Raw genomic sequence first — 26,815 nt, forward strand, 5'->3', positions numbered from 1 at the left:
TCCCGCAGGGGCGTAAGCACCCCTCTACCTATATGAAGGGAGTCGGTGACCAGCGAGCCACGGCGGCGGGTGACGTTGTGACGAAATGACTCGGACCCTGGATTACCCTATAAGTTTTCTATGTGTGTTCTGAAAACAAGTCACTTCGTCACTACGTCACATACCGCAGGTCAGAAGCCTGCCGCTGCGTGGCGCTGCACAAGGCATACAGAAGCCCCCGACCGGCAGAACGGTCGGGGGCTTGCCTGTGGACTACACGTTCAGAGCTTCCGGGCGTTCCGCCTGCTTTCGCGCCCAGCGGCGCTGCATGGTCTTGCGTGAGCCTTCAAGAACGTCTTCCGACATGCCGTCTGTGTCGCGCCAGTCCAGCACCAGCCGTTCAGCGATCGGAGTCCTATCGCCTTTGTATTTCGCGGGCAGAATGGTCACGCTCTTCAGAGCTGCCGACAGAAGCGCACGTTTCCCTTCCAATCCCTCCGATTCCCACAGCACCGCCAACGCTTCGGAACTCATGAGAGGCGTGAGATTCGCACCCTTACCCAATTCCGTCAATTCGGCTTTCAGTGAGGCGATCTGAGCGTCCAAGTCTTTCCGCAGAGCGTCGTACTGAATTTCCTCCATCCCGCCGACGAAGAACTCCTTATTCAGGCGAAATTCACGGCTAACCGCACTGTCCAGTGCTGCCGAAACCGCCCGCTTTCGCGCCTCCTTCTCCGGATCTTGATAGTTCAAGAAGCGGCGCGCAATGTTGTGAATTGTGGGACTTTCAGGACTCAGCCTCAACACGTGATTGATCCACAGCATCCCCATTGCGTCGTCAATCCGGGTCCGCTCACTGGCTACACCCTTACAGACAGACGGACCCTGACTGATTCGAGCCTGGCAACGGTAATTGCGCCCGCCATTCCCCATGGGCCCCTTACAGTGCGGGCAGCGAAGAATTCCCGTCATAATGGTCGATGCCTTGCGAATACCGCGCGTGCGGTCACCAATCGTGGTTCCTGGACGGCTTCGCCCGCTGATCAGTTCATTGATACGAACCCACTCGGCGTACGTGACGACGCCGTCACCACAACTGATCGGATGCCCGTCCGTCCCCATAAGCGGTTCCCCGCCCCGGTGCCACTTGTCGAGCGGCTGGCCAAATTCGTCGGTGGAACGTTCGCGGTTCGGGATGAGCCCAGCCCAGGAGGGTGAATGTGCGAGGTGAATTATCGTCTGCGCACGCCACTGCTTGCCCTTACGGGTCCGGATATTCTCCTTGTTCAACTTCTCTGCAATCTCCGTGGGCGTCGCAGATTTGAGCAACAATTCTGCAATTCGCCTTGACGTCGGGTACTCCGCTGCCTCGTGGAGAAGTTTTCCACGCAGGCAATAGAGGCCATACGGCGTGACACCTCCCATCCATTTGCCCTCGGACTTGTGCGCGTCCATCCCATTCTTCGTGCGGAGAGCGATGTCCTTCGCTTCGTCGCGTGCCCGCTCGCTGAGAATCGCGAACACCATTCGCGAGCCCTTGGAGGAGTCCAGCCCCTCAGTGACGCTCACGATGCGCGCAGCACGCTTGTCGAACTCGTCAAGAAGCAAACCGACATGTCCCATGCCGCGACGACTGAGCCGGTCGGTCTTCCAGATGTACAGCGTCTTGGACAGACCAGCCTTCACGGCGGAAACAGCGTTGTCGAATTCCTCGCGCTTCACGTACGCCTTTGAAGCGCTCTTCTGCTCGAACCACACATGGCGAATACGCTTCCCGTCATTGAGCGCCGCTCGGCATACGTCCCGCACGTGGGCGCGCAGCGTGGCAAGGTCGTCGCTCTTCTTGCTCCGCCTGATGTACGCCTCAGCCAGGTTGGTCGGGTCGCCCGTCGGTACGTCCCGCAGCCCCAGGGCGGAAAGCTCGTCGTCCTCGAAGCCCAGCGCACACAGCGTCGGACGGTCGTGGCGTTCCATCGGTCCCCTTCAAGGTCGGTATCACACCCCCAGAAGGGGTTCGGTGACCTTGCGGCCCGTTTCCCCAGGTGGGAGTGGTGTTGGACCGTTGGCTCACGGGTGGGCCTGGATGAACTTCACGTGGTTCGCCTCCGCGTACGACAACGACGACGTCCTCTACCGTGTCGTCGCCCTCGTCCAGATCGCCGGTGTCCTCGTCCTCGCCGCCGGGGTCTCCAGCGCGTTCGAGACGCACGACTTCCTCGTTGTCTACATCGGCTACGTCGTCATGCGGCTCGCCCTCGCCTCGCAGTGGCTGCGCGCCGCGCACCACGCCGCCGACCCCGTCGAGCGGACCCTGTGCCGCCGCTACGCGGCCGGTGTCCTGGCCTGCCAGGTCGGCTGGATCGCGCTGCTGATCGCCCCGCTCGACGCCCGCCCGTGGGTGTTCCTGGTGATGGTGCTCGCCGAGATGGCCGTCCCGGTGTACGCGGAGAAGGACCAGCCCAGCCAGTGGCACCCGCACCACATCGCCGAGCGCTACGGCCTGTTCACGATCATCGTGCTCGGCGAGACGATCGCGGCGGCGACGGTCGCCGTGAAGTCGGGTGTGCGCGAGAACGACGCCCTGGGCGAGGTCCTGCCGATCGCCGCCGGCGGGCTGCTGATCGTCTTCGCCGCCTGGTGGATCTACTTCGTCGTGCCCGCCCATGACCGGCTCACCTCCAGCCGGCAGGGCTTCCTGTGGGGGTACAGCCACTTCCTGATCTTCACCTCGGCCGCCGCCATCGGTGCGGGCATCGAGATCGCGGTCGAGCAGGCCGTCGGCAAGACGCACCTGTCCGCCGTCGCGGCGGCCGCCGCCGTGACCATCCCCTCGGCGCTCTTCCTCCTCTGTGTGTGGCTCCTGCACGCCCGCCGGTTCAAGACCGGCTTCGTTCAGCAGGCCGTGCTGCCCGTCGCCGCGCTCGCGGTCCTGCTGTGTACGTTCGCGGGGCGCTGGGCGGTGCTCGCCGCCGGTCTCGTCGCGGCCGCGGCCGTCGCGCTGGGGGTCGCCCTGACGGCCTCCGGGTCCGCCGCGCGTACCACCGCCCGAATCTCCTCCTGAGGGGACGGGGCGTCGGCGAGAATGCCGCGCATGATGTTCCGGCTGCTGGGCCCGCTCACCGTCTCCGGTTCGCCCGTCACCGGCGGCCCACGGGTCCGGGCGCTGCTCGCGCTGCTGCTGCTCGACGCGGGGCGGGCCGTCTCGGCCGTACGGCTGGTCGACGGCCTGTACGGTGACACGCCCCCGGCCGGGGCCGCCGGTGCCCTCCAGTCCCAGGTCTCACGGCTGCGGCGGGCGCTCCCGGACGGGTACGGGGTCGACCACTCCCCCGCCGGGTACCGCCTGACCGGGCCGGACACCGGCACCGGTACGGGGGGCGGGGCCGGTATCGGTCCGGACACCGTGGACGTGCTCCGCTTCGAGCGACTGGCCGGGTACGGTGCCCGGGCGGCCGCGGCCGGCGATCCCGTACGGGCCGAGGAGCTGTTGCGGGAGGCCCTGGGGCTGTGGCGCGGCCCGGCCCTCGCGGACGTGCGGGACGCCCCGTACGCCCCGGCGCGGACCGCCCGGCTGGACGGCCTCCGGCTCGACGCCCTGGAGGAGTGGGCCGCCGCGCTGCTCGCCTCGGGCGGCGATCCCGCCCCGCTCGTACGGGAGGTGGAGGCAGCAGCGGCCGCCCACCCGCTGCGCGAGCGGCTGCGCGCGCTCCAGATACGAGCGCTCGCGGGCGCGGGACGGCAGGCGCGGGCGCTCGCCGTGTACGAGGAGGTGCGCGGGGCGCTCGCCGACGAGCTGGGCGCGGATCCGTCGCCGGAGCTGGCCGCGGCGCATCTCGCCGTCCTGCGGGGCGAGCGGGGCGCCGAGGGAGGCGTGCCCGCCGCCCGGCCGTTGCCCGCCCCGCTCACCGAGTTCGTCGGACGCGCGCCCGAACGGGAGTGGTTGCGCGCTCTCTTGGCCTCCGCGCGCCTGGTGACACTGGTCGGGCCGGGCGGCGCGGGCAAGACCAGGCTCGCGCTCGAAGGCGTACGGGAGGGGCGCGCGCGGCGGGAAGCGGTGTTCGTGGACCTGGGGGCGGTGGGGGCCGGTGAGGCGGCGGGGGCGTTCGCGCGCGCCCTCGGGGTACGGGACGCGGCGCCGGACGCGCTCGTACGGGCGCTCGCGGACCGGCCGGTGCTGCTCGTCGTCGACAACTGCGAGCATGTGGTGGCGGAGGCCGCCGTGCTGGTACGGGCGTTGCTGACCGGCTGCCCGGCGCTGCGGGTCCTCGCCACCAGCCGTGAGGCGCTGGGCCTCACGGGCGAGTCGCTGCTGCCGCTCGGGGCGCTCGCGCCAAAGGCGGCGGTGGAGTTGTTCGTGCGGCGTGGGGCGGCCGCCCGGCCCGGTTTCGCGGGGCACGCGCGCGTAGCGGAGGTGTGCGCGGCCCTGGACGGGCTGCCGCTCGCCCTGGAACTGGCGGCGGCCCGGCTGCGGACGCTCGGCGTCGACGAGCTGGCCGACCGGCTGGGCGAGCGCATGGGCCGGCCGCTGGGCGAGCGGTCGGGTGAGCGGCCGGGTGGGCCGCTGGGCGAGCGGTCGGGTGAGCGGCCGGGTGGGCCGCTCGACGCTCCTCGCGCCCACCCCGACGACCGGTTCCGGCTGCTGTCGCGGGGCGATCGCACCGCGCCCGCCCGGCACCGGACGCTGGCGGCGGTCGTGGAGTGGAGCTGGGACCTGCTCGACGCGGTGGAACAGCGGCTGGCGGCGCGGTTCTCGGTGTTCCGCGGCGGGGCGACGGCCGGCGCCGTGGCCCGGGTGTGCGGGGCGGACCGCGCGGACGCGGAGGAGCTGCTGGCGTCCCTGACCGAGAAGTCGCTGGTGGAGGCGGTGGTCGTGGACGGCGGGGCAGAGCCGGTCCGGTACCGGATGCTGGAGACCGTACGGGCCTACGCGGCCGGCCGGCTGCCCGCCGGCGACCCGGCGCCCGCCGCGCACACCGCCCACTGCCTGGCCCTCGCCCGGACCGCCGACCCCGCGCTGCGCGGACCGGACCAGCTCGACCGGCTGGCCCGGCTCGACGCCGAGGAGCCGAACCTCCGCGCCGCCCTGCGCCGGGCCATCGCGCACGCCCCGGACGACGGCCTCCGTCTGGTGGCCGCGCTCACCCCGTACTGGTGGCTCCGCGGGCTGCGCGGCCAGGTCGCCGGACTCGCGCGGGACCTCCTCGACGCGGCCGACCGGGCCGGGCTCGACCCGGTGGCGGCCGGGCTCGGCGAGGAGTACGTGCTGGGCGTCCTCGCGGCGAACGCCCCGGCCACCGGGCCGGATTCGGGCGCGTGCGCCGAACGCCTCGCGCGGGCGCGCACGTTGCTCACGACGCGCGCGGAGCCGCTGCGGCAGCCGTTCACGGCCTTCCTGTGGGCCACGGCGGTCGGGCCCGAGGTGCGGCTCCCGGTGCCGGACGACCCGTGGTCGCGGGCGCTGGGGCAGGCCGGGCAGGGGCATCTGGCGCTCGAACGGGGCGACCGCGAGGCGGCGCGGGCCGCGCTCACCGCGGCGCTGGCCGGCTTCCGGGCCCTTGGCGAGCGCTGGGGCACGGCGACCGCGCTGGAGGGCCTGGCCGCGCTCTCCCCCGACCCGCTGCCGCTCCTCGGCGAGGCCCTCGCCCTCTTCGAGTCCCTGGGGGTCGCGGAGGACATCGTCGACCTGCTCGTCCGCCGCGCCGCCGTCCACGAGGCCGCGGGCGAGGTGGAGGAAGCGGCGGCGGACCGGGCCCGGGCGGCGCGGGTCGCCCGCCGGGCGGGGCTGCCGGCACCCGTCTGACCAGGCGCCGAGTCGTCCACCGCGGGACCCGTACGAGCGGGCCCGGGCGTTGAATCGCCGGGTCCGGCGCGCTCCGGCGGTCCTCCGGCCACCTGGCTCCCGGTGCGTCGTCGGTGTCCGTCGGTGTCCGTCGGTGTCCGTCAGCCGCTCGTGCGCGGTTCGTCAGCGGGGCCCGCGACGCTCGGTCCTGTTCCCGGCGAACGCCCGGGACGGACAGGAGCATCACCATGCGGACCCACGACGGCTTCGACGACGGCTTCGACGACGACTCCGAGGCCGGCACCACCCGTACCGCCCTGGTCACCGGCGCCTCGCGCGGCATCGGGCGGGCCGTCGCGCGGCGGCTCGCCCGGGACGGGATGGTCGTCGCCGTCCACTACGGGTCGGACGCGGCGGCCGCGCAGGAGACCGTGGACCTGATCGCGGCGGCCGGCGGCCGGGCGTTCGCGGTGGGCGCCGATCTGGCCTCGTACGACGGGGTGCTGACGCTCGTGGACGGCGTACGGGCCGGACTCGCCGCGCACACCGGGCGTACGGCGGACTCGGGCGCCCCGCTGGACGTCCTGGTCAACAACGCGGCCGTCGCCACCTCCGGCGGGCACCTCCAGGACGAGACCGTCGAGGGCTTCGACCGGCTCTTCGCGGTCAACGTCCGGGCGCCGTTCTTCCTGGTGCAGCAGCTTCTGCCGGTGCTGCGCGACGGGGGCCGCATCGTGAACATCGGGTCCGGCGTCACCCGGATCGCGCTCGCCGACGAGCTGGCCTATGCCATGACGAAGGGCGCGATGGAGACCTTCACCCGCACCCTCGCGAATGTCGTCGGCGCCCGCCGGATCACCGTCAACACGGTCGCGCCGGGCCCCACGGAGACCGCCGCGCTCACCGCCCGGCTGGCCGCCGTGCCGGAGCTGGAGCACCTGATGATCGCCGGGCAGGCGCTGCCGTGGGTGGGGCAGCCGGAGGACATCGCCGATCCGGTGGCGTTCCTGGCCTCGCCGGACGGGCGCTGGATCACCGGCACCGTGATCGACGCATCGGGCGGTACGTACCTCGGCCCCAAATTCTGACCCCGGCACTCCACCGTCGGTATGACCGAATATCAGCCTGTTGACGGAGCGACGGGTGGGCCGACGGGCGTGGCCGGCCTCCGGGCCGGTCACGCGCGCGTAACGATGCACAACGGTGCCGCCCCGCGCGCAGGCGCGGAAGGTCGCAGAGACGGCGCACACGGGCATCGCGCGCGCCGTGTGCTCCGCCCCCTCCACCCCGACGGGGACAGGGCCTTCGCCCTCGTGGGGCCGGGGGCGCGTGAACATCCGCCCGCGCCGGGGACGTTCGCGCGCGACGTGATCCCCGCGGCGGGCGCCGCACCGGCCGTCCGGGCCCTCGTCCGCGCCCCGCCCACCCCGCTCACCTGCGGCTCCGGTCCGGGAGCCGGATTCCCCGCGTACCCCGAGGGCCGCCACGACCCGGCGGCCGGCCGCCGAACCGGGCCCCGTATCCCGGATCAGGCGGAACACCGGGCGACATCCGGACGACACGCGGACGACACGCGCGGCGCGCTGTCCGGCGACTAGCCGCGGAAGCCGACTGGGGGTATACCAAGGGAAGTTGAAGAAGACGCACGGGGGGCGCGGGAACTCGTCGTGTGCCCCCCTCGTTTTTCCGAACGCCGGACACGATGTCAGCCCCAAGGGCTACGTTGAGCAAGCACCAAGTGACATGCGGCGACGGCCTGGAGACCCTCTTGAACGATCCGAAGGATCCTTCCCACGATCCGTACGAGACGACCGAGACCCACCTTGAGCGACTCCTCGGCCGGGCGCTCAACTCCTTCGATCTGCCCGACTCCGTGATCGAGCGGCTGGAGACGGCCCTGGCCCACTCCACCGCGCTGTACTCCTCGCACCACAGCGCGGCGCTGCACCGCACCACGTACCGCCACACCTATCTCCTCCCCGACGGCTCCGCGCTGGGCCTCTGGGAGCTCGTGCACAACTCCGGCCGGGGCGGCGCCGAGCAGCACGAGCTGTACACGGAGGAGGCCGAGGTCCGGCTCGCCGTGTCCCGGCTGCCGGAGGGCCCGTCGCCCGACTGGTCGGGGGACCGCGACGGCGGCACGCCGTCCGCCGGGGACGGCGACCTGGAGCTGCTGAGCTCGCTCTTCGCCCGCCCGATACCCGCCCAGCCCCGGATGTACGTGCCGGACAACTCCGACGACCACGCCCGCCGGGTGCTGCGCCGCGCGGAGAACGCGGACCGGCCGGGCGAGGCGATGGCGGGCCGGCTGCGGCTCGCGTTCGCGCACCACATCACGCAGGCGCTCGGACGCCAGTGCCCGCTGGAGGGCGGCCGGGACGCCGGCTTCACGCTCTACGAGCACCAGTTCCTGCTGCTCGACGGCAGCGAGGTCAGCCTGTGGGAGGTCGAGCACACGGCGACCCCCGACGGCCGGCACATGTGCGAGGTGTACGAGAGCGAGCGCGCCGCCCGCGACGCGATGGAGTCCCGCTCCCGGGTCCGCTGACACCCCCTTCGCTCGCGAGGTGTGCGGGGCGGGCACCGGACGGGGCGGGGATCACGCGGGGGCGCGCGTCGTGCGGGGCGTGCGCCGGGCGCGGGGTGCCGGAGAACGGGTGAGGGGCGGCGCGCCGGTGATGGCGCGCCGCCCCTCGGTTCCTCAGCCGCTCAGGCTGTCGGGCTCCGTCAGGAGACCAGGGCGGGCTCCTTCGCCGCCTCGGCGTCGCCCGCCGCGGCCGTGCCCGGCTCCTCGTCGTCGCCGCCCTCCAGGTGCTGCCGCGTCTTGGCCGGCAGCGCGAACATCACCAGGAAGATGGCGGCGAGCACCGCCACCGTCCAGCCCAGCGAGTTCTGGAACGCCCGGACGAACGCGTCGCCCGTCTCCTGCGGCATCACCGCGAGCCGCTTCTCGTCGATCGCGCCGAAGAACACCACCGACACCAGGCCGAGGCCGAGCGCGTTGCCCATCTGCCCGGTCGTGTTGATCAGGCCCGAGGCCGATCCGGCGTGCTCGCGCGGCACTCCGGACAGCACCGCGTCGGTCAGCGGCGCCACGATCAGGCCCATGCCCAGACCCATCACCACCAGCGGCGGGATCATCTGCCAGGGCGCGATGCCGGTGCCGTAGTGCCCGGCCTCCCAGAGGTAGATCAGGATGCCCGTCGCCATCGTCAGGGCGCCCGTCTGCAGCACCTTGCGGCCGAAGCGCGGCACCAGCTGCTGCACCGAGAGACCCGCCGCCACGGACACGGCCACCGAGAACGGCACGCCCGTCAGGCCGGCCTTCAGCGGGCTCCAGCCCAGGCCGATCTGCATGTAGAGCGTCCAGACCAGGAAGAAGATGCCCATCACGACGCCGAACGTCAGCTGGACGGCGATGCCCGCCGCGAACGACGGCACCTTGAACAGCGACAGCTCGACGAGCGGCGAACCGTCCTTGCGCGCCTTGTGCTTCTCGTACGCGACGAGCGCGCCGAAGACCAGCAGGCTGCCCGCCATCATCAGGTGGCCCCACAGCGGCCAGCCCAGCTCGCGGCCGCGGGTCAGCGGGTAGATCAGCATCAGCAGCGCGCCGGTCACCAGGACGACGCCCACCAGGTCCAGGCGGAGCGCCTTCGGGGCCTTGGACTCGGTGATGAAGCGGCGGCCCAGGATGAGGGCGGCGACGCCGACAGGCAGGTTGATGAGGAAGATCGGGCGCCACTCCAGGCCCGCGATGTTCCACTGGGTCAGCAGCGCGCCGAGCAGCGGGCCCGACACCGCGCCGAGCCCGATGATCGCGCCGAACAGACCGAAGACCTTGCCGCGCTCGTGCGCCGGGAAGGTGACGTGCACGATCGACAGCACCTGCGGCACCATCAGCGCCGCCGCCGCGCCCTGCAGCAGGCGCGAGCCGACCAGCATCTCCTGGTTCGCGGCGACACCGCACAGCGCGGACGCCAGCGTGAAGCCGGCGGTGCCGGTCAGGAAGAGCCGCTTGCGGCCGTAGATGTCGCCGAGCCGGCCGCCGGTGATCAGGCCCGCGGCGAACGCGAGCGCGTACCCGGCGGTGATCCACTGGATCGCGCCGAACGTCGCGCCCAGGTCCCGCTCGATGCTCGGGATCGCGATGTTGACGATCGTGGCGTCGACCAGGTCCATGAACGCGGCGGTCATGACGATCGCGAGGGCGATCCAGCGGCGGCGGTCCGCGGGGTCGGTGGTGCCGGTGGAGCTGGTGGAGCTGGTGGAGCTGGTGGAGCTGGTGGAGCCCGTTGTACTGGTGGTGCCGGTGGGTGCTGTGGGGTTCGGTGCCTGAGCGGCGGCTTGTGAACTCATAGGAAGAATCTAGAGGTCATATAGGTCAGGTCGTGTCCTCGTTTGCCCTCATCCTGGAGCCATGACGGACACTCCGGCACGACTCCTGAATCTGCTGTCGCTCCTCCAGACCCCGCGCGAGTGGCCCGGCAGCGAACTGGCCGACCGGCTCGACGTCTCGCCGCGCACCATCCGCCGGGACATCGACCGGCTCCGCGACCTCGGCTACCCCGTCGAGGCGACCAAGGGAGCACTCGGCGGCTACCGGCTCGTCGCCGGCACCGCCATGCCCCCGCTCCTCCTCGACGACGAGGAGGCCGTGGCCATCGCCGTCGGGCTGCGGGCCGGGGCGGGGCACGCCATCGAAGGCGTGGAGGAGGCGTCCGTACGCGCCCTCGCCAAACTGGAACAGGTCCTCCCGTCCCGCCTCCGGCACCGCGTCTCCACCCTCCAGAACGCCACGATCCCGCTCACCCGCGGCGACGGCGCCACCGTCGCGCCGCAGACGCTCACCACGCTCGCCGGCGCGGTCACCGGGCAGGAACGGCTGCGGTTCGGGTACCGGGCGGGCGACGGCGCCGAGACGAAGCGGCTCGTCGAGCCGTACCGGCTCGTGTCCACCGGGCGGCGCTGGTACCTCGTCGCGTACGACCTCGGGCGCGACGACTGGCGGACCTTCCGCGTCGACCGGGTCAGCGACCCCTTCCCGACCGGCGCGCGCTACACGCCGCGGGAGCTGCCCGCGGGGGACGTGGCCGAGTTCATGACGCGCTCCATGTCACGGGCGCAGCCGGAACTGGAGCTGGACGTGACGTTCGAGGCGCCGGTGGAGGTGGTGGCGGCGCGGTTGCCGGCGCACCTGGTGCCGGTGGCGGAGGGGGAAGGGCGGTGCCGGCTGCGGGTGCGGACGGTGGATTCGGCGGAGTGGCTGGTGGCGCGGTTGGCGATGGTGGAGGTGGGGTTTCGGGTGCATGGGCCGGAGTCGTTGGTGGGGTACGTGAGGGAGGTGGCGGGTCGGTTGGGGGCGTCTGTGGGGTGAGAGGTGCGGGGTGAGGGGTGAGGGGTGCGGGTCCGGGGCCACTTTCCGGCCTGTGGGGGGGGAAAGGGGTGGGGAGGAGAGGGCACGAAAAAAGCCCCCTCCCTGGCGGAGGGGGCTTTCTCATGCGGCTCACGCTACGGCGTCGAAGCCTGTGTCGTGGGCCATCTTCTTCAGTTCCAGGAGGGCGTGCTTCTCGATCTGGCGGATGCGTTCGCGGGTGAGGCCGTGTTCCTTGCCGACCTCGGTGAGGGTGCGTTCGCGGCCGTCCTCGATGCCGTAGCGCATCCGGATGATGGAGGCGGTGCGGTGGTCGAGCTTGTCGATCAGGTCGTCCAGTTCCTCGCTGCGCAGGAGGGTGAGGACGGACTGCTCCGGCGTGACCGCCGAGGTGTCCTCCAGCAGGTCGCCGAACTGCGTCTCGCCCTCGTCGTCGACCGACATGTTGAGCGACACCGGGTCGCGCGCCCAGTCCAGGACGTCCGTGACGCGTTCCGGGGTGGAGCCCAGTTCGGTGGCGATCTCGGCGGGCTCCGGCTCGCGGCCGTGCTCGCGGTTGAACTCGCGCTGGACGCGGCGGATCCGGCCGAGCTCCTCCACCAGGTGGACGGGGAGCCGGATGGTGCGGGACTGGTCGGCTATGGAGCGGGTGATGGCCTGGCGGATCCACCACGTGGCGTACGTGGAGAACTTGAAGCCCTTCGCGTAGTCGAACTTCTCGACCGCGCGCACCAGGCCCGCGTTGCCCTCCTGGATCAGGTCGAGCAGCGGCAGGCCGCTGCGCGGGTAGCGGCGGGCGACGGCGACGACGAGGCGGAGGTTGGACTTGATGAAGAGGTCCTTGGCGCGCTCGCCCTCGGCGACCAGCGCCTCCAGCTCCTCGCGGGAGGCTCCGCCGGCCTTGGTCTCCACCTCGCCGTCGAGGATCTGCCGGGCGTAGACGCCCGCCTCGATGGTCTGGGAGAGTTCGACTTCCTTGGCGGCGTCGAGCAGGGGCGTACGCGCGATCTCGTCGAGGTACATGCCGACCAGGTCGCGGTCGGCGATCTCCCCGCCCACGACGCGAACGCTGCTGGCCCGGCCGGCTCCGCTCTTGGCGGAGGACTGACGACGGGCGACGGCACGGGTTGCCATGCGTGCTCCCTTGCTGAGTAGGTCGCGACACCTTTTCGGGTGCCCTGCATCCGACGGAAACAACGACTGGAATCAGGACAGAATTCCCACCCGGCACAGGATTTTCGTGATCATGCAGTATCCTGCGCCGCCGTCGCGTCGTCGGGAGGGCGGAGGGAGGGGGGCCCGGAAGCCACGGACGCGCAGGTCAGGGCCTGAGTGAAGGGGGTTTTCGCCCCCTTGACGAAGATCCGCGACGCTGGGCTGGTGAGACCTCGGTCACATCACTGGAGTAGCGGCCTCCGGATTCCGTTCCCGCCGTGAAGACGACCTGGGCCGCCGCCGGGTTGCTCAGGGCACGCGCGACGGTCAGCCGAACTGGACCGAGCGCTTCGCCAGGCCCATCCAGAAGCCGTCGATGACGCTGCGCTGCTCGTCGAGGTCGCCGGCCGCGTCCGCCGCGCCCATGGCGACGAAGAGCGGGGCGAAGTGCTCGGTGCGCGGGTGGGCGAGGCGGCCGGAGGGGGACTTGTGTTCGAAATCGAGCAGGGCGTCGACGTCCTGCGCGGCGAGCGCCTCGTGGCCCCAGGCGTCGAACTCGACGGACCAGCCGGGCACGCCCGCGTGCCGCAGGGCGGCCAGGTTGTGGGTGAAGAAGCCGCTGCCGACGATCAGCACGCCCTCGTCGCGCAGCGGGGCCAGCTTGCGGCCGATGTCCATGAGGCGGCGCGGGTCGAGGGTGGGCAGGGAGATCTGGAGGACGGGGATGTCGGCGTCCGGGTACATCTCGACGAGCGGCACGTACGCGCCGTGGTCGAGGCCCCGGTCGGGCGTGTCCTGCACGGGCGAGCCGGGGGCGCGCAGCAGCTTGCGGACGGACTCGGCGAGCGCCGGCGCGCCCGGGGCCGCGTACCGCACGCGGTAGTAGCGCTCGGGGAAGCCCCAGAAGTCGTAGACGAGCGGCACGGTCTCGGTGGCGCCGAGGGCCAGCGGGGCCTCCTCCCAGTGCGCGGAGACCATGAGGACGGCTTTGGGGCGGGGCAGGCCGGCCGACCAGGCGGCCAGCTGGCCCGGCCAGACGGCGTCGTCGGCGAGCGGCGGGGCGCCGTGTGAGAGATAGAGGGCCGGCATCCGGGCGGGGGCCGGGGTGGGGTGGTCGAGCGTGGTGCCGGTGGCTGCGTCCATGGCGGGCCTCCGCCTCCTTGGGTGACGGGTTCGGGCCGGGGGGCCTTCGAAGTTCTCTTGAAAGTTCAAGCTTTCTGCTCAGCTTAGACCTGATCTAGTTCAACTTTCAAGGATTGGTCGTAGCATGGGGCCATGACCGAACCCCGTTGGCTCAGTGACGAGGAACAGTGCGTCTGGCGTTCCTACCTCCACGCCACCACCCTCCTGGAGGACCATCTCGACCGCCAGCTGCAGCGCGACGCCGGGATGCCGCACCTCTACTACGCGCTGCTCGTCCAGCTCTCCCAGGCGCCGCGGCGCCGGCTGCGGATGACCGAGCTGGCCAAGGACGCGAAGATCACCCGGTCCCGGCTCTCGCACGCGATCGCCCGCCTGGAGAAGAACGGCTGGGTCGCCCGCGAGACCTGCCCCTCCGACAAGCGCGGCCAGTTCGCCGCGCTGACCGACGAGGGGGCCGAGGTGCTGCGCCGGACCGCGCCCGGGCACGTCGGGGCCGTACGGCAGGCGCTCTTCGACCGGCTCACGCCGGAGCAGGCCGAGCAGCTCGGCGCGATCATGCGGTCCGTCGCCGAGGGGCTCCAGCCCGAGGGCCCGGACGCCGATCTACCCTGGCTGCGCTGACCGGCTCCCCTGCCCACGCCGGCTCCCGCGCCCCGTCCCGTATCGCCCGGTCGGCCCACCCCGCGCGCGTACCGGGCCCCCGCGTCACAGGCTGATCGAAGCGCCGCGTCGTCCGCGGCGCCCGCGGCGCACGCGCGTCCCGCACACCCCGGAGCTCCCGCACGCGCGGCCCGCGGTCGACCGTCTGTGACAGGCGAGAGGCGACCGGATGCAGGACACCCGCCGTCGGATACGCAGACCCGTCGTCCTGGCCTCGGCGGCCACGCTCGCGCTCGCCGCCCTCGCGACGGCCAGCGCCACCCTGCCCGGCCCGGCCCCCGCCTCCGCGGGGCCGGTGGCCACCGGGCACGGGAAGGAGTCGCTGGTGCCGTGCCGGATCGCCACGACGATGGGTGTGCAGATGTCGGAAGGGGTGCCCACCGCACCCGGTTACGTGCACTCCACCGGGTCCGTACGGGCCCTCAGCCTGATGGTCGACTTCCCGGACGCGCCCGGGCAGGGCACGGCGATGAGCCGCTTCCGCGAGTTCTTCCCGCAGACCGCCCAGTGGTTCGAGGTCAGCTCCTACGGCCGGCTGCACTACCGCGCCGAGGCCCCGATACCCGACTGGCTGCGGATGCCCCACCCCTTCTCGTCGTACGCGGTCGGGCGCGGCTCCCCCTACGAGCCGGGCTACCGCACGCTCGTCGAGGACATCGTGAAGGCGGCCGACGGGCGGGTGGACTTCAGCGCGTACGACCTGGTCAACGTGCTCGTCACACCGAACGCCGGGCCGTCCGCCCTGGACACCGTCCTGTCCGTCACCTTCTCCGGCAACGAGGAGGCGCCCTACGCCGACGGGGTCGCGCTGTCCAACACGTCCTTCGTCTACAGCCGGCAGGACGACGGCTCCGGCGCGTACGGCAAGACCGGCTACCGCGTGCTGCCGCACGAGAACGGACATGTCTTCGGGCTGCCCGACCTCTACACGCCGGACGGCGGCGGCACTGTCGGGCACTGGGACATCATGTCGGAGGACTGGGGGGCCAACAACGACCTGCTGGGCTGGCACAAGTGGAAGCTCGGCTGGCTCGACAACGACCAGGTGCACTGCGCCGCCCGGCCCGGCGACTTCGCGTACACGCTGACCCCGCTGGCCGTCGAGGGCGGCCCCAAGCTGATCTTCGTGCCGCTCTCCGCCACCTCCGGGTACGCGGTCGAGGTGCGCACCCGCGGGGGCAACGACGAGGCGGTCTGCAAGCCCGGCGTCCTCGTCTACCGGGTCGACACGGACGTGGACACCGGGCACGGGCCGGTCACCGTCACCGACAGCACCCACGGCAGCGCCGGCTGCACGCGGCGGCCCAACGTCCACGCGGAGCTGTCGGACGCCCCGTACGGGCCGGGCGAGTCCTTCGTCGACCGGACCGACGGCGTCCGGATCACCGTCCTCGACAAGGACGAGGAGTCGGGCGGCTACCGGGTCCGGGTGAGCCGGCGCTGATCCCCGGGCCGTCTCCGGGGGTACGCGTCAGGGTGTGCGGATCGGGGTGAACGGATCAGGGGATCGGAATGTACGGACGGGCCTTCCGGCCTACGTCAGACCTCGCCACCCACCGTGACCGCCACCGGCCGGGGGTGGAGCGGCTCCGTCCCCCGCGCCCCCGCGGCCACGAAGAGCCCGGCCCGGGCCGCGCCCACCACGCGGGGCAGCAGGAGCGCCCAGAACCGGGTCAGCGGGGCCCCCTCCAGCCAGCGCGGGTCCTGGGTGCCGAGGACCGCGTGCCCGGTGGCGACCGCGACGACCGTCTCGGTCACCTCCTCGGCCGTCACGTCCGGCGCCAGCTGGCCCTCGCGCTCGGCCCGGGCGACGACGGACTCGACCCAGCCGCACCACAGCCGCCGCAGATCCGTACCGGGGCCGTCGCCCGCGGCGTCGCAGCGGCGGCGGGCCCGGCGGCAGCCGCTCAGCGCGAAGCCGGCCCGCAGGACGGCGTCGCCGCGCAGGCCCCGGACGAGTTCGTGGCTGGCGTCGATCACCGACTGGAGTGTCGGCGCCTCGCGGTCCCGGATGATCCGGACGAGCCGTTCGGCGGCGGCCGCGACGACCGCCTCGGCCAGCTCCACCTTGCTGGGGAAGTGGAAGTTCAGGGCGCCGCTGCTGACCCCGGCCCGGGCGCTGACGGCCGCGAGCGAGGCGACGTCGAAGCCGTCCCGGTCGAAGAGCGCGGCCGCCGACTCGACGAGGGCGTCGCGCGTCCGTACCGCCCGCATCTGCCTGGCCAAGAGGTCTCCGTCACCACGCCGTTGGGGATGCCCACGCCTTCGTGGCACATGTCGCGCACTGTAACAAACCGCCCCAGTCGCCTCCGGCCTCGGAGAACCCGATTTCTGACACCACGTCACTCGCTCGCGGGGGCCGGGGCCGGCGGGCGGGTGCCGCCGGCCCGCAGGGCCTCCTCGTAGGCGGGCCGCGCGCGGGACGGGGAGAAGTCGAGGCGGACGAGGACGCCCGGGACGGCGACGGAACTCATGGTCGTCCGCATCAGGTCCGAGACCCGCTCGACCATGTCGGCGTGCCCCGTCATGATCTTGGAGAGCACCTGCACGCCGGTGAAGGAGGCCGTGAACAGGTGGGCCATGGCGGGGATGTCCACGTGCGGCAACAGCTCGCCGGCCGCCCGGGCGCGGGTGAACACCTCCGCCGTGCGGTCGATCCAGCCGCGCATCGGGATCCGCCGGTCGAGGCCGTCGTGCGGCGAGCCCTGGTCCACCGTGAGCCGCACGCTGCCGCGCACCAACGGATCTGCGACCCGCAGGAGATGGGCCAGGACCAGGGCCTCGTCGGTGAGGGTCTGGAGCAGCAGCGGCCGCGGCGGCACCGGCGGGAGCATCGCGATCTGGGCGGCGAGGACCTCCTGGGCCAGCTCCTCCTTGGACGTGAAGTGGAAGTACAGGGCGCCTTTGGTGACACCGCAGCGCCGCAGCACCTCCGCGATCGTCGCCGCCTCGTAGCCGACCTCGTCGAACAGTCCCGCCGCGGCCAGCAGGATCTTCTGCCGTGTGCGGATGGCCCGTTCCTGTCGTGCCACTGCGCCGCCTCCCCTCCGTACCTCACGGTCGGGAGACACGATAAGGCCACCGGCTGTCAGCCGGTCCCGTCCTCGCCCTCCGGCGTCCGCGCGTGCCGGGCGGGCCCGTCGGGCCGCGCGAGCAGCATGCGCGGGTCGGCGGCGCGGGTGATCGCGGTCTCGACGGCCGCGATCCGGTCGGCGAGCAGGCCGAGGGCGGCGACCGCCCGCCCCAGCGGGTCGTCGGCCGCGCCGCCGAGCGCGCGGGTGCGGCCGGTCGCGGCGACGATCTCCCGCCAGCGGGCGGTCTGTTCGGGCGTCCGGGTGCCGCGCAGCGCGGCCAGCCGGAGCAGGTTGGCCTCGGCGTCGCCGGTGAGGGTCTGGGCCTCGGCCGTGTAGTGGTCGTCGACGACGGCGGCGAGTTCGGCGTCGTTCATCGCCGGGGAGATCCGGGCCGCGATCTTGTTCATGTTGCGGTACGAGCCCTGCAGCCGGAACGGCGGTTCGGTGCGCGCCTCGTCGGTCTGGGCGGCGGAGTCGATGTACGCCTCGTTCACGGCGAGCACCGTGGCGCGGGCGGTGAGCAGATGCCGCAGGACGGTCAGGACGCGGTCCGACTCGACGGGCGCGTACGGGTGCCGGAGCCGGGAGCGGTCGGCGAGCGGGTCGCCGGCGGCGAGCCGGGCGAGGAGTTCCACGTCGGCGCGGTCGCGGCCGGCGAGCGGGGCGAGGTCGGGGTGGGAGGTGAGGGCGTTCTCCACGAAGCTGAACGCGAACGCCTCCTCCTTCCCGGTCAGGACGTCGCCGAGGTTCCACACGTCGGCGCGGTTGGCGAGCATGTCGGGGACGCGGAAGCGGCCGCCGGACTCGGTGTACGGGTTGCCGGCCATGCAGACGGCGAAGCGCTTGCCGCGCAGGTCGTGCCCGGCGAGGGTGCGGGTGGCGTCGCAGAGCGGGATGAACTTCTGCAGGAAGTCGGGCGAGCAGTGCTGGATGTCGTCCACGTACAGCATCACGTTGTTGCCCGCGGCGAGCGCGAAGGCGATCTTCTCCAGTTCGCGCCGGGCCGCCGAGTCGGGCGCCTCGGCCGGGTCGAGGGAGGTGGTGGCGCGGCCGAGGGCGGGGCCGTCGACCTTGACCAGGAGCAGGCCGAGGCGGTCGGCGACGTACTCGACGAGGGTCGTCTTGCCGTAGCCGGGCGGCGAGAGCAGCATCAGCAGGCCGTGGGTGTCGGCGCGCTTGGCGTCGCCCGCCGCGCCGAGCTGCTTGGCGAGGTTGTCGCCGATCAGCGGCAGGTACACCTCGTCGACGAGCCGGTTGCGGACGAACGACGACATGACGCGCGGCCGGTGCTCGTCCAGGCGCAGCCGTCCGCGGGCGTCGGCGACGAGCGCGGCGCGGCGGCGCTGGTAGGCGCGGAACGCCGGGACGTCCTGGGTGGTGAACTCGGCCGTGCGGTGGAGGAATTCGGCGAGCCGCAGCTCCAACGTCCGCCCGTGCAGGCGGGGATGGCTGCCGAGCAGGCCGGTGACGGTGGCCGTGGTGGCGCCGTCGACGTCGTAGTGGCCGAGTACGGAGCAGAGTTCGACGGCGGCGGCCTCCGCCAGGACACCGCTGCCGGCCGTCTCGTCCGGCTCGCCGGAGGCGGTCGCGTAGGCGTGCAGCCAGCCCTCGACGAGCTGGCGGCGGGCGGCGAGGTCCGGCAGGGCGCGGACGTCCTCGTCGTACGCCGTGGTGCCGACGGCCCGGCGGAACTTCTCCAGGAGGGTGCGGGCCTCGGCCGAGACCGCGAACCCGGCCGGGGCGGCGGCCAGTTCCTCCACGAGGTACGCGGCGGCGGCCGGGTCGCCGGTCTCCTCGGCCAGTTCGGCGCGCAGCACGTCGAGGGCCGGGGCCGCGCCGAACAGGTCGCGGGCCCGGGTGAGCGAGACGGCCCGCCGCTGCCAGCGGGTACGCGACTCCTCGTCGGCCGTGTGCGCCCAGAAGAACTGGGCGGCGGCCCGCGCCGCCGCCGGGTGGCGCAGCACTCCGGCGCCCTCGCGCAGCCGCAGCACGGCGGCGAGGACGGCCGTCGCGTCGTGGTCATGGACCCCGCGCTCGTACCCCTCGTCGTACGCGGCCTCGGCGGCCCGCCGGACCAGCGCGGCCAGGCTGTCCGTCGTCGCGCCGTCCGCGGCCTCGGCGTCGGCGGGCAGGGCGGCGAGCGCGTCGGCACCGTGCTCGGCGAGCAGCCGGGCGGCCAGGTACTCGGCGCGGTAGACGTCCGGCGACTCGGAGGGCAGCGCGCGGTTCCAGTACGGGCGGGCCGCCGCCAGCTCCGGGTCGTCGACGGGCGCGCGGTAGTCGGTGCCGGTCAGCGCGAAGGCGAGGGTGTCACCGTGCGGGACCAGGGTGAGTTCGGGCGACTGGCGCTGGACGGCGAAGCGGTGCCGGCCGAGCCGGATGGTCTCGCCGCCGTCGGCGTACAGCTCGGCCCGGTCGCGCAGCGCGCGCCCGGCCTCCTGCCGGGCGGCCGCGAGCCGGCCCGCCAGCTCCTCCGCCCGTACCTGGTCGCCGAGTTCGCGCAGTTCGTCGGCGGTGCGGCGGACCTTGGCGACCATCGGGTCGGAGGCGAAGTACGTGTGGACGTCGTCGTCGCCGCCGAGCTGCGCGGCCCGCCGGGCGACCGACTCCAGGATGCGGGCGGCCGATTCGGCGAGCCGCTCGGCGCGACGGGCGCGGGCGTCGGTGAGGGTCTGGCGGCGGGCGGCGAACGCGTCGTGGATCTCGGTGCGCTTCTCGGTGAGTTCGCCGAGGAAGCCGTCGTGCTCCGCGAAGCGGGACTCCAGGTTCTCCAGCTGGAGCAGCAGCGCGCCGAGCCGGGTGTCGCAGTCCTCGGGGGTGGCGGCGTCGGCGAGGGCGCCGGTGACGGACTCGGCGAGCAGGGCGAACTCGGCGGTGAACTCGGCCCGCCCCTCGTGCTCCAGGAGTTCGGCTCGGCGCGAAGTGAGCGTGGCCCGGGCCCGGTTGACGCCGCCGAGGACGTCCGCGATCCGCTCCAGGATCGCGGTGCGGACGGTGGCGTCGGCGATGTCGAGGCCGGCGACGACCTCGCTGAGGGTGCGCAGCCCGGCGGCGTGCTCGTCGAGGCGTTCGGCGAGCGCGCGGGTCTCGGCGACGGTCCGGGCCTCGGCCGCGGCGGCGGCGAGCCGGTCGGCCTCGGCGGCCTGCGCGGTGAACGCGTCGTCGCGGCGGAGGAAGGCGACGGCCCGCTGGGCGGCGGAGGCGAGGTCGTCGTCGGTGCGGCGGGCCAGGGCGTCGACGGCCTCGGTGTCGGCGTACCGCAGTTCGCGTACGGAGAGCAGCCGGCCCTGGGCGCGGCGCAGCGCGGTGAGCCGGGCGATCCACTCCTCGGCGCCGGCCGGGGACTCGCCGCGGACCTGCCGGACGAGCTTGGTGATCGCGCGCTCGGCCTCCGCGAGGGCGTCGGCGGCCCGGGCCGCGAGGGTGGTCACCGTCTCGAACTCGGCGAGCACCTGGCCGGCGGTCACGCGGACCGCGTCGAGCGGGGCGGCCAGGTCGCCGGTGTCCGGGTCGCCGAGCCAGTGGTGGGCGTCGGCGGCCCGGGCGCAGGCGGCGGCCAGTGCCTCGTACGCCTGGCCGGAGGCCGGGTGGTCCCCCGTGTTCGCGGGGGTGGTCTCGGTCGCCAGGCGGGCGACGGCGAAGCAGTCGGAGATGCCGCGGATCAGGTCGGCGTTGCCGATCCGGGCGAGCGGCCCGTCGGCGTCCGGGCCGGTGCCGGCCGGAGCCGTGTGGGTGTCGGCCGTGAACGGGGTCCGCCACACCTGCGCGGTGTGCACCCGGCCCGCCTCCGTGCCGCCCGCGCGCAGCACCACCATGGTGCCGTCGTCGAGCAGCGCGTGCCCGCGCCCGGCGACCGGGCGGTCGACCGACTCGCGGACCCGGTTGTACGGGAGCAGCAGGCTGCGCCCGTCGTCCGGCGCGCGGAACGTGTAGAGGACGTCCTCGCCGTGCGGGGAGGTGACGGACCCGTCGTACGCGAGCCCGGCGGTGTCCGTGTCGAAGGTCCGCACCGTGCCGTCGGCGAGACAGTAGCCGCCGGGGAAGACGACGCCCCGGTCCTCGGGCAGCCGCAGGCACGCCTGCCCGAGGCCGTCGAGCCGGACGGTCTCGCCGGTCAGGGTGTGGAAGACCAGGTGGCGGACGGTCTCCTCCTTGTACGGGCGGACCCGGACGAGGAGCAGCGGGCCGACGGAGGCGTGGGCGACCTCGGCGTCGGCGAGCGACTGCAGCGGCTCGTCGACCGGCTCGGCGTACACGCCCTCCCGGGTCTCGGTGTCGTCCGCCGTCTTCAGGGTGAGCGTGCCGCCGACGGTGGAGACGAACAGCCGCCCGCCGAGGGAGATGTGCGGATGCCGGCCAGGTACGTGGTCGTCGCGGCCGGTCTGCCGCCAGTCGACCTCCTGCGCGGGCGGGGCGAGGGCCACGAGGTCGCGCTCGCCCTGGGCGTCCATGAAGCGGTATGTGCCGGACGGGCCGGCCTCCCAGCGCAGCACCCGCAGGTCCTCGGCACCGTCCGCGGAGCCCCCGGGGCCGGTCGCGGCGCCCAAACCCGCCTTGCCCGCACTCGTCTTGCCCGTGCCGAAGACGGCGAGCAGGCGTCCTTCCGTACGGCGCAGGCGGAGCAGCCGGGCGCCCTGGAAGTAGCGGTGCAGGGCGGTGAACTCGCGGACGAAGGCCGGGTCGTCGAGGAGACCGGGCACGGCGTCCTCGGGCCGCTCGGCGAACTCCCGGTCGTACAGGGCGAAGACGTCGGCGACGCGCGGCTCGCCGCCGCTCCGGGCGGCGGCCGGGCGGGTCCGGCCGGCCAGCAGCAGACCGGCGGCGGGGTCGACGGCGACCAGGTCCGTCAGGACGCAGGCGTCGGCGGTCCGCAGCTGCCCGGTGCCGGTGAGCTCCAGGTCGCCGGAGCCGAAGGCGCGGGTCCGGGCCTCGTTCAACACCTCGGTACGGGCGGCGAGTTCGGCCGCCTGGGCGGTGAGCCGGTCGCGCAGCACCGCGTACGCGTCCTCGTCGACTCCGTGGGCGGCGGCGCGCCGGGCGCCGGTGTCCTGCTGCTGCTCGGGTGTCGTGGTGTTCATCCCGCCGTACCTCTCTCGTTCCTCCGCGCCGTGCGGGGAGGCCCGGGGGCCGGTGCCGGAACCCCCGTACCCGGCACCGGCCTCCCGGCCCCCGTCCCCCGATTCCCCCCTGGCTCCGGTTTCCCCCGGACCCCGGGTCTCCCCCTGGCCCCCGGTTTCCCCCGGCCCCTGGTCACGTCCCCCGTGTCCCCCGGTCCGGGTGGTGCGGTCAGCTCGCGGCCGGGGCCGCACCGTTCCTCTCGGCGGCGACCGGAACCGCGGCCTGGGCCGGGACGAGCGCCCCCGCGTCCAGGACGCCGGACCGCATGACCTTCGAGAGCAGCGCCGACACGCTCAGGTTCTGCACGTCGGCCGTGGAGAGCGAGCCGAGCACCTTCGTCAGGTCCTCGGTGAAGGCCCCGTCCCCGTTCAGCCACGGCTTCGCCAGGGCCTGCGCGGTCTGCGAGTGGTCGACGAACCCGTCGACCGCCTTGCCGAGCGAGATGGACTGCACCAGCCGGTCGAGGAAGACGGACTCCCCGCCCACGATGTTGATGTCCGCGTTCTCCAGACCGGTCGCCAGCACCGTGGCCTGCGCCTCGGCGACCTGCCGCTGGACGTCGAGCCCGGCGAGCCGGATGTCCTTCTCGGCCTCCAGCCGGAGCCGGTACTCCTCGTGGGCGCGCGACGCCTCGTCGAGCGCGGCCATGGCGGCGGCCTTCTCGGTGAGACCCGCGGCCTCCGACTTCAGCTTCTCGCCGATCGCCTCGGCCTCCGCGAGCGCCTTCGCCCGCAGGCCCTCCGCCTCGGCGCGCAGCCGCGCCTCGGTCGCGTCGGCCTCCGCGCGGCCCGTCTTCTCGATGGCCGCGGCCTCCTGCAGCCGGACCCGGGTGGCGGCCAGGCCCTCGGCGGCGGCCTCGGCCTCGATGCCCTCGGCGAGCCGGATCTTGGCGCGGGCCTCCAGCTCGGCGGCCTTGTTGCGGGCCTCGGCGAGCGTCAGCTCCTCGGCCGCCTTGTGGACGGCCGCCTGCTCGGCCGCCTCCGCCGCCTTGATGTCCTTGACCAGCTTCTCCTGCGCCTCCGCCTCGGCGGCGATGACGATCGCGGCCCGCTCGCGCTCGGCCTCCTCGACCGTCCGCAGCCGCCTGATCGACTCCTCCTGCTCGGCGACCGTACGGTCCACCGCGACCCGCTCGCGGATCACCTCGGCGATCTCGCGGCGCTCCGCCTCGACCTCCTTCTCGGCGGCGATCCGGGTCAGTTCGGTCTCCCGGTCGCGGGCGATGACCTCGAGCAGGCGGTCCTTCTCGATCCGCTCGTTCTCGACGGCGATGACGCGCTCGCGGTTCTTCTGGGCGACCGCGACCTCACGGGCCTGGTTCTCCCGCTGGACGCCCAGCTGCTCCTCCGTACGCAGGAAGGCGCTCTGCGCGCGCAGCCGCTCCTCCTCCGCGACCCGCGCGGTCTCGGCCTCCTCCCGCGCCCGTACGGTGTCGATCTCGCGCTTCTGCTTGATCTCGGCGTCGGCCTGACGGCGCTCCAGCTCCAGGATGGCCTCCCGGGCGTCGACGTTCTGCCGGGTGATCTCCTTCTCCTCGGTGCGCCGGAACTCGTTGGTCCGCACGTGCTCGACCGTGGTCAGCTCGGTGATCTTCCGGATGCCCTGCGCGTCGAGGACGTTGTCGGGGTCGAGCTGGGTGAGCGGCGTCTGCTCCAGGTAGTCGATCGCCGCGTCCTCCAGGCTGTAGCCGTTGAGGTCGACGCCGATGATCTCGATGATCCGGAAGCGCAGTTCCTCGCGCATCGTGTACAGGTCGGTGAAGTCCATCTGCTTGCCGACGGTCTTCAGCGCCTCGGAGAACTTCGCGTTGAACAGCTCCTGCAGCGTGGCCTGGTCGCTCGCCCGTGCCGTGCCGATCGCCTGGGCGACCTTCACGACGTCCGCGACGGTCTTGTTCACGCGGACGAAGAAGGTGATCCGGATGTCGGCCCGGATGTTGTCCTTGCAGATCAGGCCGTCGCGGCCGGTGCGGGAGATCTCGATGGTCTTCACCGAGATGTCCATGATCTCGGCCCGGTGCAGGACGGGCAGCACGACCTGCCCGGTGAAGGTGACGTCGACCTTGCGCATCTTGGACACGATCAGCGCCTTGCCCTGTTCCACCTTGCGGAACAGGCGGCTGATCGTGAACAGGACGACGAGGGCGACGACCAGGACCATGACGACGAGTACGCCCAGGCCTGAGGTGATGGCATCCATGTGAGGACCCCCCTGACGATCGGAGAAGGACGGTCGTCCCCGCACGGCTCGTCCGCACGGACACGCGCCGGGTCGGCTGCTCGCGGGGACCGCGAGAGCGCGGGCGGGACCGAGGACGGGGGCAGGAGCGGGAACGGAAGCGTGCGCGCCGACGTCACAGCTGTTGACACGGTGCGTACGCGATACGCGAGAACGCGGGTTCGCGACAGCGCTGAGGCGTGATGACGCCCCGACGGACGGACGACGCGAAGGCGGCGACCGGCTCCGTCGCCGGGCCGTTTCCACCTTCCCCTTCCACACTTCCGGCGCCCGGCAGCGAAGGCGCTTCCGCGCCTTCGCCTCTGCCATTCTGACGTGCCGACATGGCACGGCGCATTGCCGGAGTCCGGCAGTTTTTACGACTTCTTTATGCCGACTTCACGCCCCTCTAGCGCCGTCTCGCGCCCCCGCGTGCCCCTCGCGCCGTTCCCGCGTCGCCGGCGCGCTCAGATCTGCTTCGCCGGCCAGCCGAGCAGACGCGCCCCGATCACGGCGGTCTGGAGCGTGTAACGGCTCGTGGGATCGGCGAGATCCGCGCCGGTCAGCCGGTGGATCCGGTCCAGCCGGTACGTCACCGCCCGGACCGACAGACTGAGCCGCTGGGCGGTCTGCGTGGTCACACAGCCGCTGTCGAAGAACGCCGTCAGCGTGTCGAGCAGCGGCTCCGCCCCGCCGCGCGCCGCCCGCAACGGCCCCAGCACGCTGACCACCAGGTCCTCCATGGCCTGCCGGTCCCGGGTGAGCACCGGGTAGACCAGCAGATCGGCCGCGTACAGGACGGGCACGTCGAGTTCGAGCCGGTCGGCGAGCTCCAGGGCGCGCAGGGCCTCCTCGTACGAGTGGACGACGCCGCCGGCCCCGGGCTGGGACCGGCCGACCGCCGCCTGGCCGCCGCCGGTCGCGGCGAACGCCTGCTTCGCGAAGTACGCGAGGACGTCGCGCTGGTCGCCCGGCGCGACGCACACCATCCGGCCGTCCTTCGTCGTCACCAGGATGCTCCGGTCGCCGAACCGGCCGATCATCGCCCGCTCCACCTGCTGCGGCGCGAGGTCCGCCTCGCCGTACGACCGCGGGCCGCAGGCCACCGCGACCGCGTGCGCGTGGGAGAGGTGCAGGCCGAAACGTTCCGCCCGGGCGGCGATCCGGCCCAGGTCGCTGCGGCCGTGCAGCAGGTCGTCGATGAACTCGCGCCGCTCCGCCTCCTCTTGGCGCACCGCGAGCCGCTGGGCCCGCTCGAACCCGCCGGACAGGGCGTCGATGGACTGCTCCACGACCGCGAGCAGATCGAGCGTGGTCCGCCGCGACAGCGAACGCTCCGGCCAGGCGGTGCGCACCGCCTCCAGATGGCGGCCGATCAGCGCCCGCAGCGCCTCGCCGTCCCCCGCCGCCCGCTCGCCCGAGTCCCGCAGCCGCAGCAACTCGTCCCGGGTCAGCCGCCGCCCGCTCCCCGCGACGTCCGCCAGCAGCGGCCCGTACTCGTGCTCCTGCTCGTGCTCACGCCCGTACTCACGGTCTCGCTCGCGCTCGTACGTGTCCGTCATCGTGCCGCCCCGCCCTCTCCCCGCCGTCTGCCCGCCGAGTGCCCGCCGAATTCCGTGCGGTTCTCTTCTCTGAACGTGACCGCTAAGAAGTCGTAAAGGATGCACCGGGCACGGTCAAACCGCGGACAGCGGATATCGGCGGCCTTGTCCCGCTGACACGTGCGCGGTGCCCTGCGAAGATCGCTCGCCCTGAACCTGAACCTGAACCTGGACCCGAACCCGGACTACAGCCTGCATCGCTTACAGCCCGAGGACTGGCCCGCGTACCGGGCCATACGCCTGGCGATGCTGCGGGACACCCCGCTCGCTTACCTGGAGACCGTCGACGACGCGCTCGCCCTCCCCGAGTCCGAGTGGCGGTTCCGTACGACACGGGCCGCCGGGCCGGGCAACGTGGGGGTCGCGGCGGTCGGGCCCGACGGCGCGTGGGTCGGCGTCATGAACGGGTTCCTGCCGGCGCCGGACACGGCGAAGCTCGGGGGGGTGTGGCTGGAGCCGGGGCATCGGGGCGCCGGTGGGACCGGGGCGGGGCTCGCGGCGCGGATGCTGGACGAGGTCGTGCGGTGGGCGCGGGAGGAGACGGGGGCGAAGCGGCTGACGCTGCTCGTGCACGAGGAGAACGGGCGGGCGATCGGGTTCTACCGGCGGAGCGGGTTCGTACTGACGGGGCGGACGGAGCGGTATCCGTTGGACGTGAGGCAGTCGGAGCTGGAGATGGTTCTGGGGTTGTGAGGTGGGGTGCGGGGCGCGGGGC

17 protein-coding genes are annotated in these 26,815 nt (G+C 73.0%); 8 read left to right on the plus strand and 9 right to left on the minus strand.

The window, feature by feature from the left end; all coding sequences use genetic code 11:
* Window positions 1-252: 252 nt before the first annotated feature.
* A complete protein-coding gene (locus tag ABZ693_RS12685) occupies window positions 253-1,953 on the minus strand; it encodes a recombinase family protein (protein ID WP_359875865.1) in 1,701 nt (566 codons plus the stop codon).
* Between ABZ693_RS12685 and ABZ693_RS12690 the strand changes: the two genes are divergently transcribed.
* The 4 genes from ABZ693_RS12690 (at window position 1,835) to ABZ693_RS12705 (ending at window position 8,306) form a co-directional block, all read left to right on the plus strand.
* On the plus strand, window positions 1,835-3,040 hold the full coding sequence (locus ABZ693_RS12690) for a low temperature requirement protein A (protein WP_435842405.1): 1,206 nt from the start codon (window positions 1,835-1,837) through the stop codon (window positions 3,038-3,040). The two genes, ABZ693_RS12685 and ABZ693_RS12690, sit on opposite strands and share 119 nt — an antisense overlap.
* Before the next feature lie 30 nt (window positions 3,041-3,070).
* Window positions 3,071-5,779, plus strand: a complete 2,709-nt coding sequence (locus tag ABZ693_RS12695; RefSeq protein WP_359875866.1) for an ATP-binding protein — start codon at window positions 3,071-3,073, stop codon at window positions 5,777-5,779.
* A gap of 227 nt (window positions 5,780-6,006) precedes the next feature.
* Entirely contained in the window at window positions 6,007-6,846 is an 840-nt protein-coding gene (locus ABZ693_RS12700; protein WP_359875867.1) for an SDR family oxidoreductase, read from the plus strand.
* A gap of 680 nt (window positions 6,847-7,526) precedes the next feature.
* On the plus strand, window positions 7,527-8,306 hold the full coding sequence (locus ABZ693_RS12705) for a DUF6227 family protein (protein ID WP_359875868.1): 780 nt from the start codon (window positions 7,527-7,529) through the stop codon (window positions 8,304-8,306).
* Between the two features lie 179 nt (window positions 8,307-8,485).
* On the opposite strand, the gene ABZ693_RS12710 is transcribed toward ABZ693_RS12705, so the two are convergent.
* Complete coding sequence (locus ABZ693_RS12710) at window positions 8,486-10,117, minus strand: MFS transporter (protein WP_435842407.1); 1,632 nt, start codon at window positions 10,115-10,117, stop codon at window positions 8,486-8,488.
* Between the two features lie 61 nt (window positions 10,118-10,178).
* Here ABZ693_RS12710 and ABZ693_RS12715 point away from each other — a divergent pair, with 61 nt between their 5' ends.
* Entirely contained in the window at window positions 10,179-11,135 is a 957-nt protein-coding gene (locus tag ABZ693_RS12715; RefSeq protein ID WP_359875869.1) for a helix-turn-helix transcriptional regulator, read from the plus strand.
* A gap of 129 nt (window positions 11,136-11,264) precedes the next feature.
* Here the strand turns inward: ABZ693_RS12715 and ABZ693_RS12720 are convergent, their stop codons facing one another.
* Complete coding sequence (locus tag ABZ693_RS12720) at window positions 11,265-12,266, minus strand: sigma-70 family RNA polymerase sigma factor (protein WP_359875870.1); 1,002 nt, start codon at window positions 12,264-12,266, stop codon at window positions 11,265-11,267.
* A 348-nt stretch (window positions 12,267-12,614) separates the two neighbouring features.
* Window positions 12,615-13,430, minus strand: a complete 816-nt coding sequence (locus ABZ693_RS12725; protein WP_359875871.1) for a dioxygenase family protein — start codon at window positions 13,428-13,430, stop codon at window positions 12,615-12,617.
* Between the two features lie 132 nt (window positions 13,431-13,562).
* Here ABZ693_RS12725 and ABZ693_RS12730 point away from each other — a divergent pair, with 132 nt between their 5' ends.
* Window positions 13,563-14,051, plus strand: coding sequence for a MarR family winged helix-turn-helix transcriptional regulator (locus ABZ693_RS12730; protein WP_359875872.1), 489 nt, complete (start codon window positions 13,563-13,565; stop codon window positions 14,049-14,051).
* Window positions 14,052-14,259: 208 nt separating this feature from the next.
* The gene (locus ABZ693_RS12735) at window positions 14,260-15,534 is read left to right on the plus strand and encodes a M6 family metalloprotease domain-containing protein (protein ID WP_359875873.1); all 1,275 of its coding nucleotides are present in this window, start codon (window positions 14,260-14,262) and stop codon (window positions 15,532-15,534) included.
* Between the two features lie 95 nt (window positions 15,535-15,629).
* On the opposite strand, the gene ABZ693_RS12740 is transcribed toward ABZ693_RS12735, so the two are convergent.
* From ABZ693_RS12740 to ABZ693_RS12760, 5 genes are all read right to left on the minus strand, one after another.
* Window positions 15,630-16,316 carry a ScbR family autoregulator-binding transcription factor gene (locus ABZ693_RS12740; protein WP_359875874.1) on the minus strand — a complete coding sequence of 229 codons (687 nt, stop codon included), beginning with the start codon at window positions 16,314-16,316 and terminating at the stop codon, window positions 15,630-15,632.
* 116 nt (window positions 16,317-16,432) lie between these two features.
* Entirely contained in the window at window positions 16,433-17,122 is a 690-nt protein-coding gene (locus ABZ693_RS12745) for a ScbR family autoregulator-binding transcription factor (protein WP_359875875.1), read from the minus strand.
* Window positions 17,123-17,178: 56 nt separating this feature from the next.
* Window positions 17,179-22,242, minus strand: a complete 5,064-nt coding sequence (locus tag ABZ693_RS12750) for a DNA repair ATPase (protein ID WP_359875876.1) — start codon at window positions 22,240-22,242, stop codon at window positions 17,179-17,181.
* 208 nt (window positions 22,243-22,450) lie between these two features.
* Complete coding sequence (locus ABZ693_RS12755) at window positions 22,451-24,481, minus strand: flotillin family protein (RefSeq protein ID WP_359875877.1); 2,031 nt, start codon at window positions 24,479-24,481, stop codon at window positions 22,451-22,453.
* Between the two features lie 485 nt (window positions 24,482-24,966).
* Window positions 24,967-26,061, minus strand: a complete 1,095-nt coding sequence (locus ABZ693_RS12760) for a PucR family transcriptional regulator (protein ID WP_359875878.1) — start codon at window positions 26,059-26,061, stop codon at window positions 24,967-24,969.
* A gap of 159 nt (window positions 26,062-26,220) precedes the next feature.
* On the opposite strand from ABZ693_RS12760, the gene ABZ693_RS12765 reads away from it, so the two are divergent.
* Entirely contained in the window at window positions 26,221-26,793 is a 573-nt protein-coding gene (locus ABZ693_RS12765; protein WP_359875879.1) for a GNAT family N-acetyltransferase, read from the plus strand.
* Window positions 26,794-26,815 lie beyond the last annotated feature (22 nt).

It is taken from the genome of Streptomyces laurentii (genome assembly GCF_040635425.1).
GTDB lineage: Bacteria > Actinomycetota > Actinomycetes > Streptomycetales > Streptomycetaceae > Streptomyces > Streptomyces laurentii.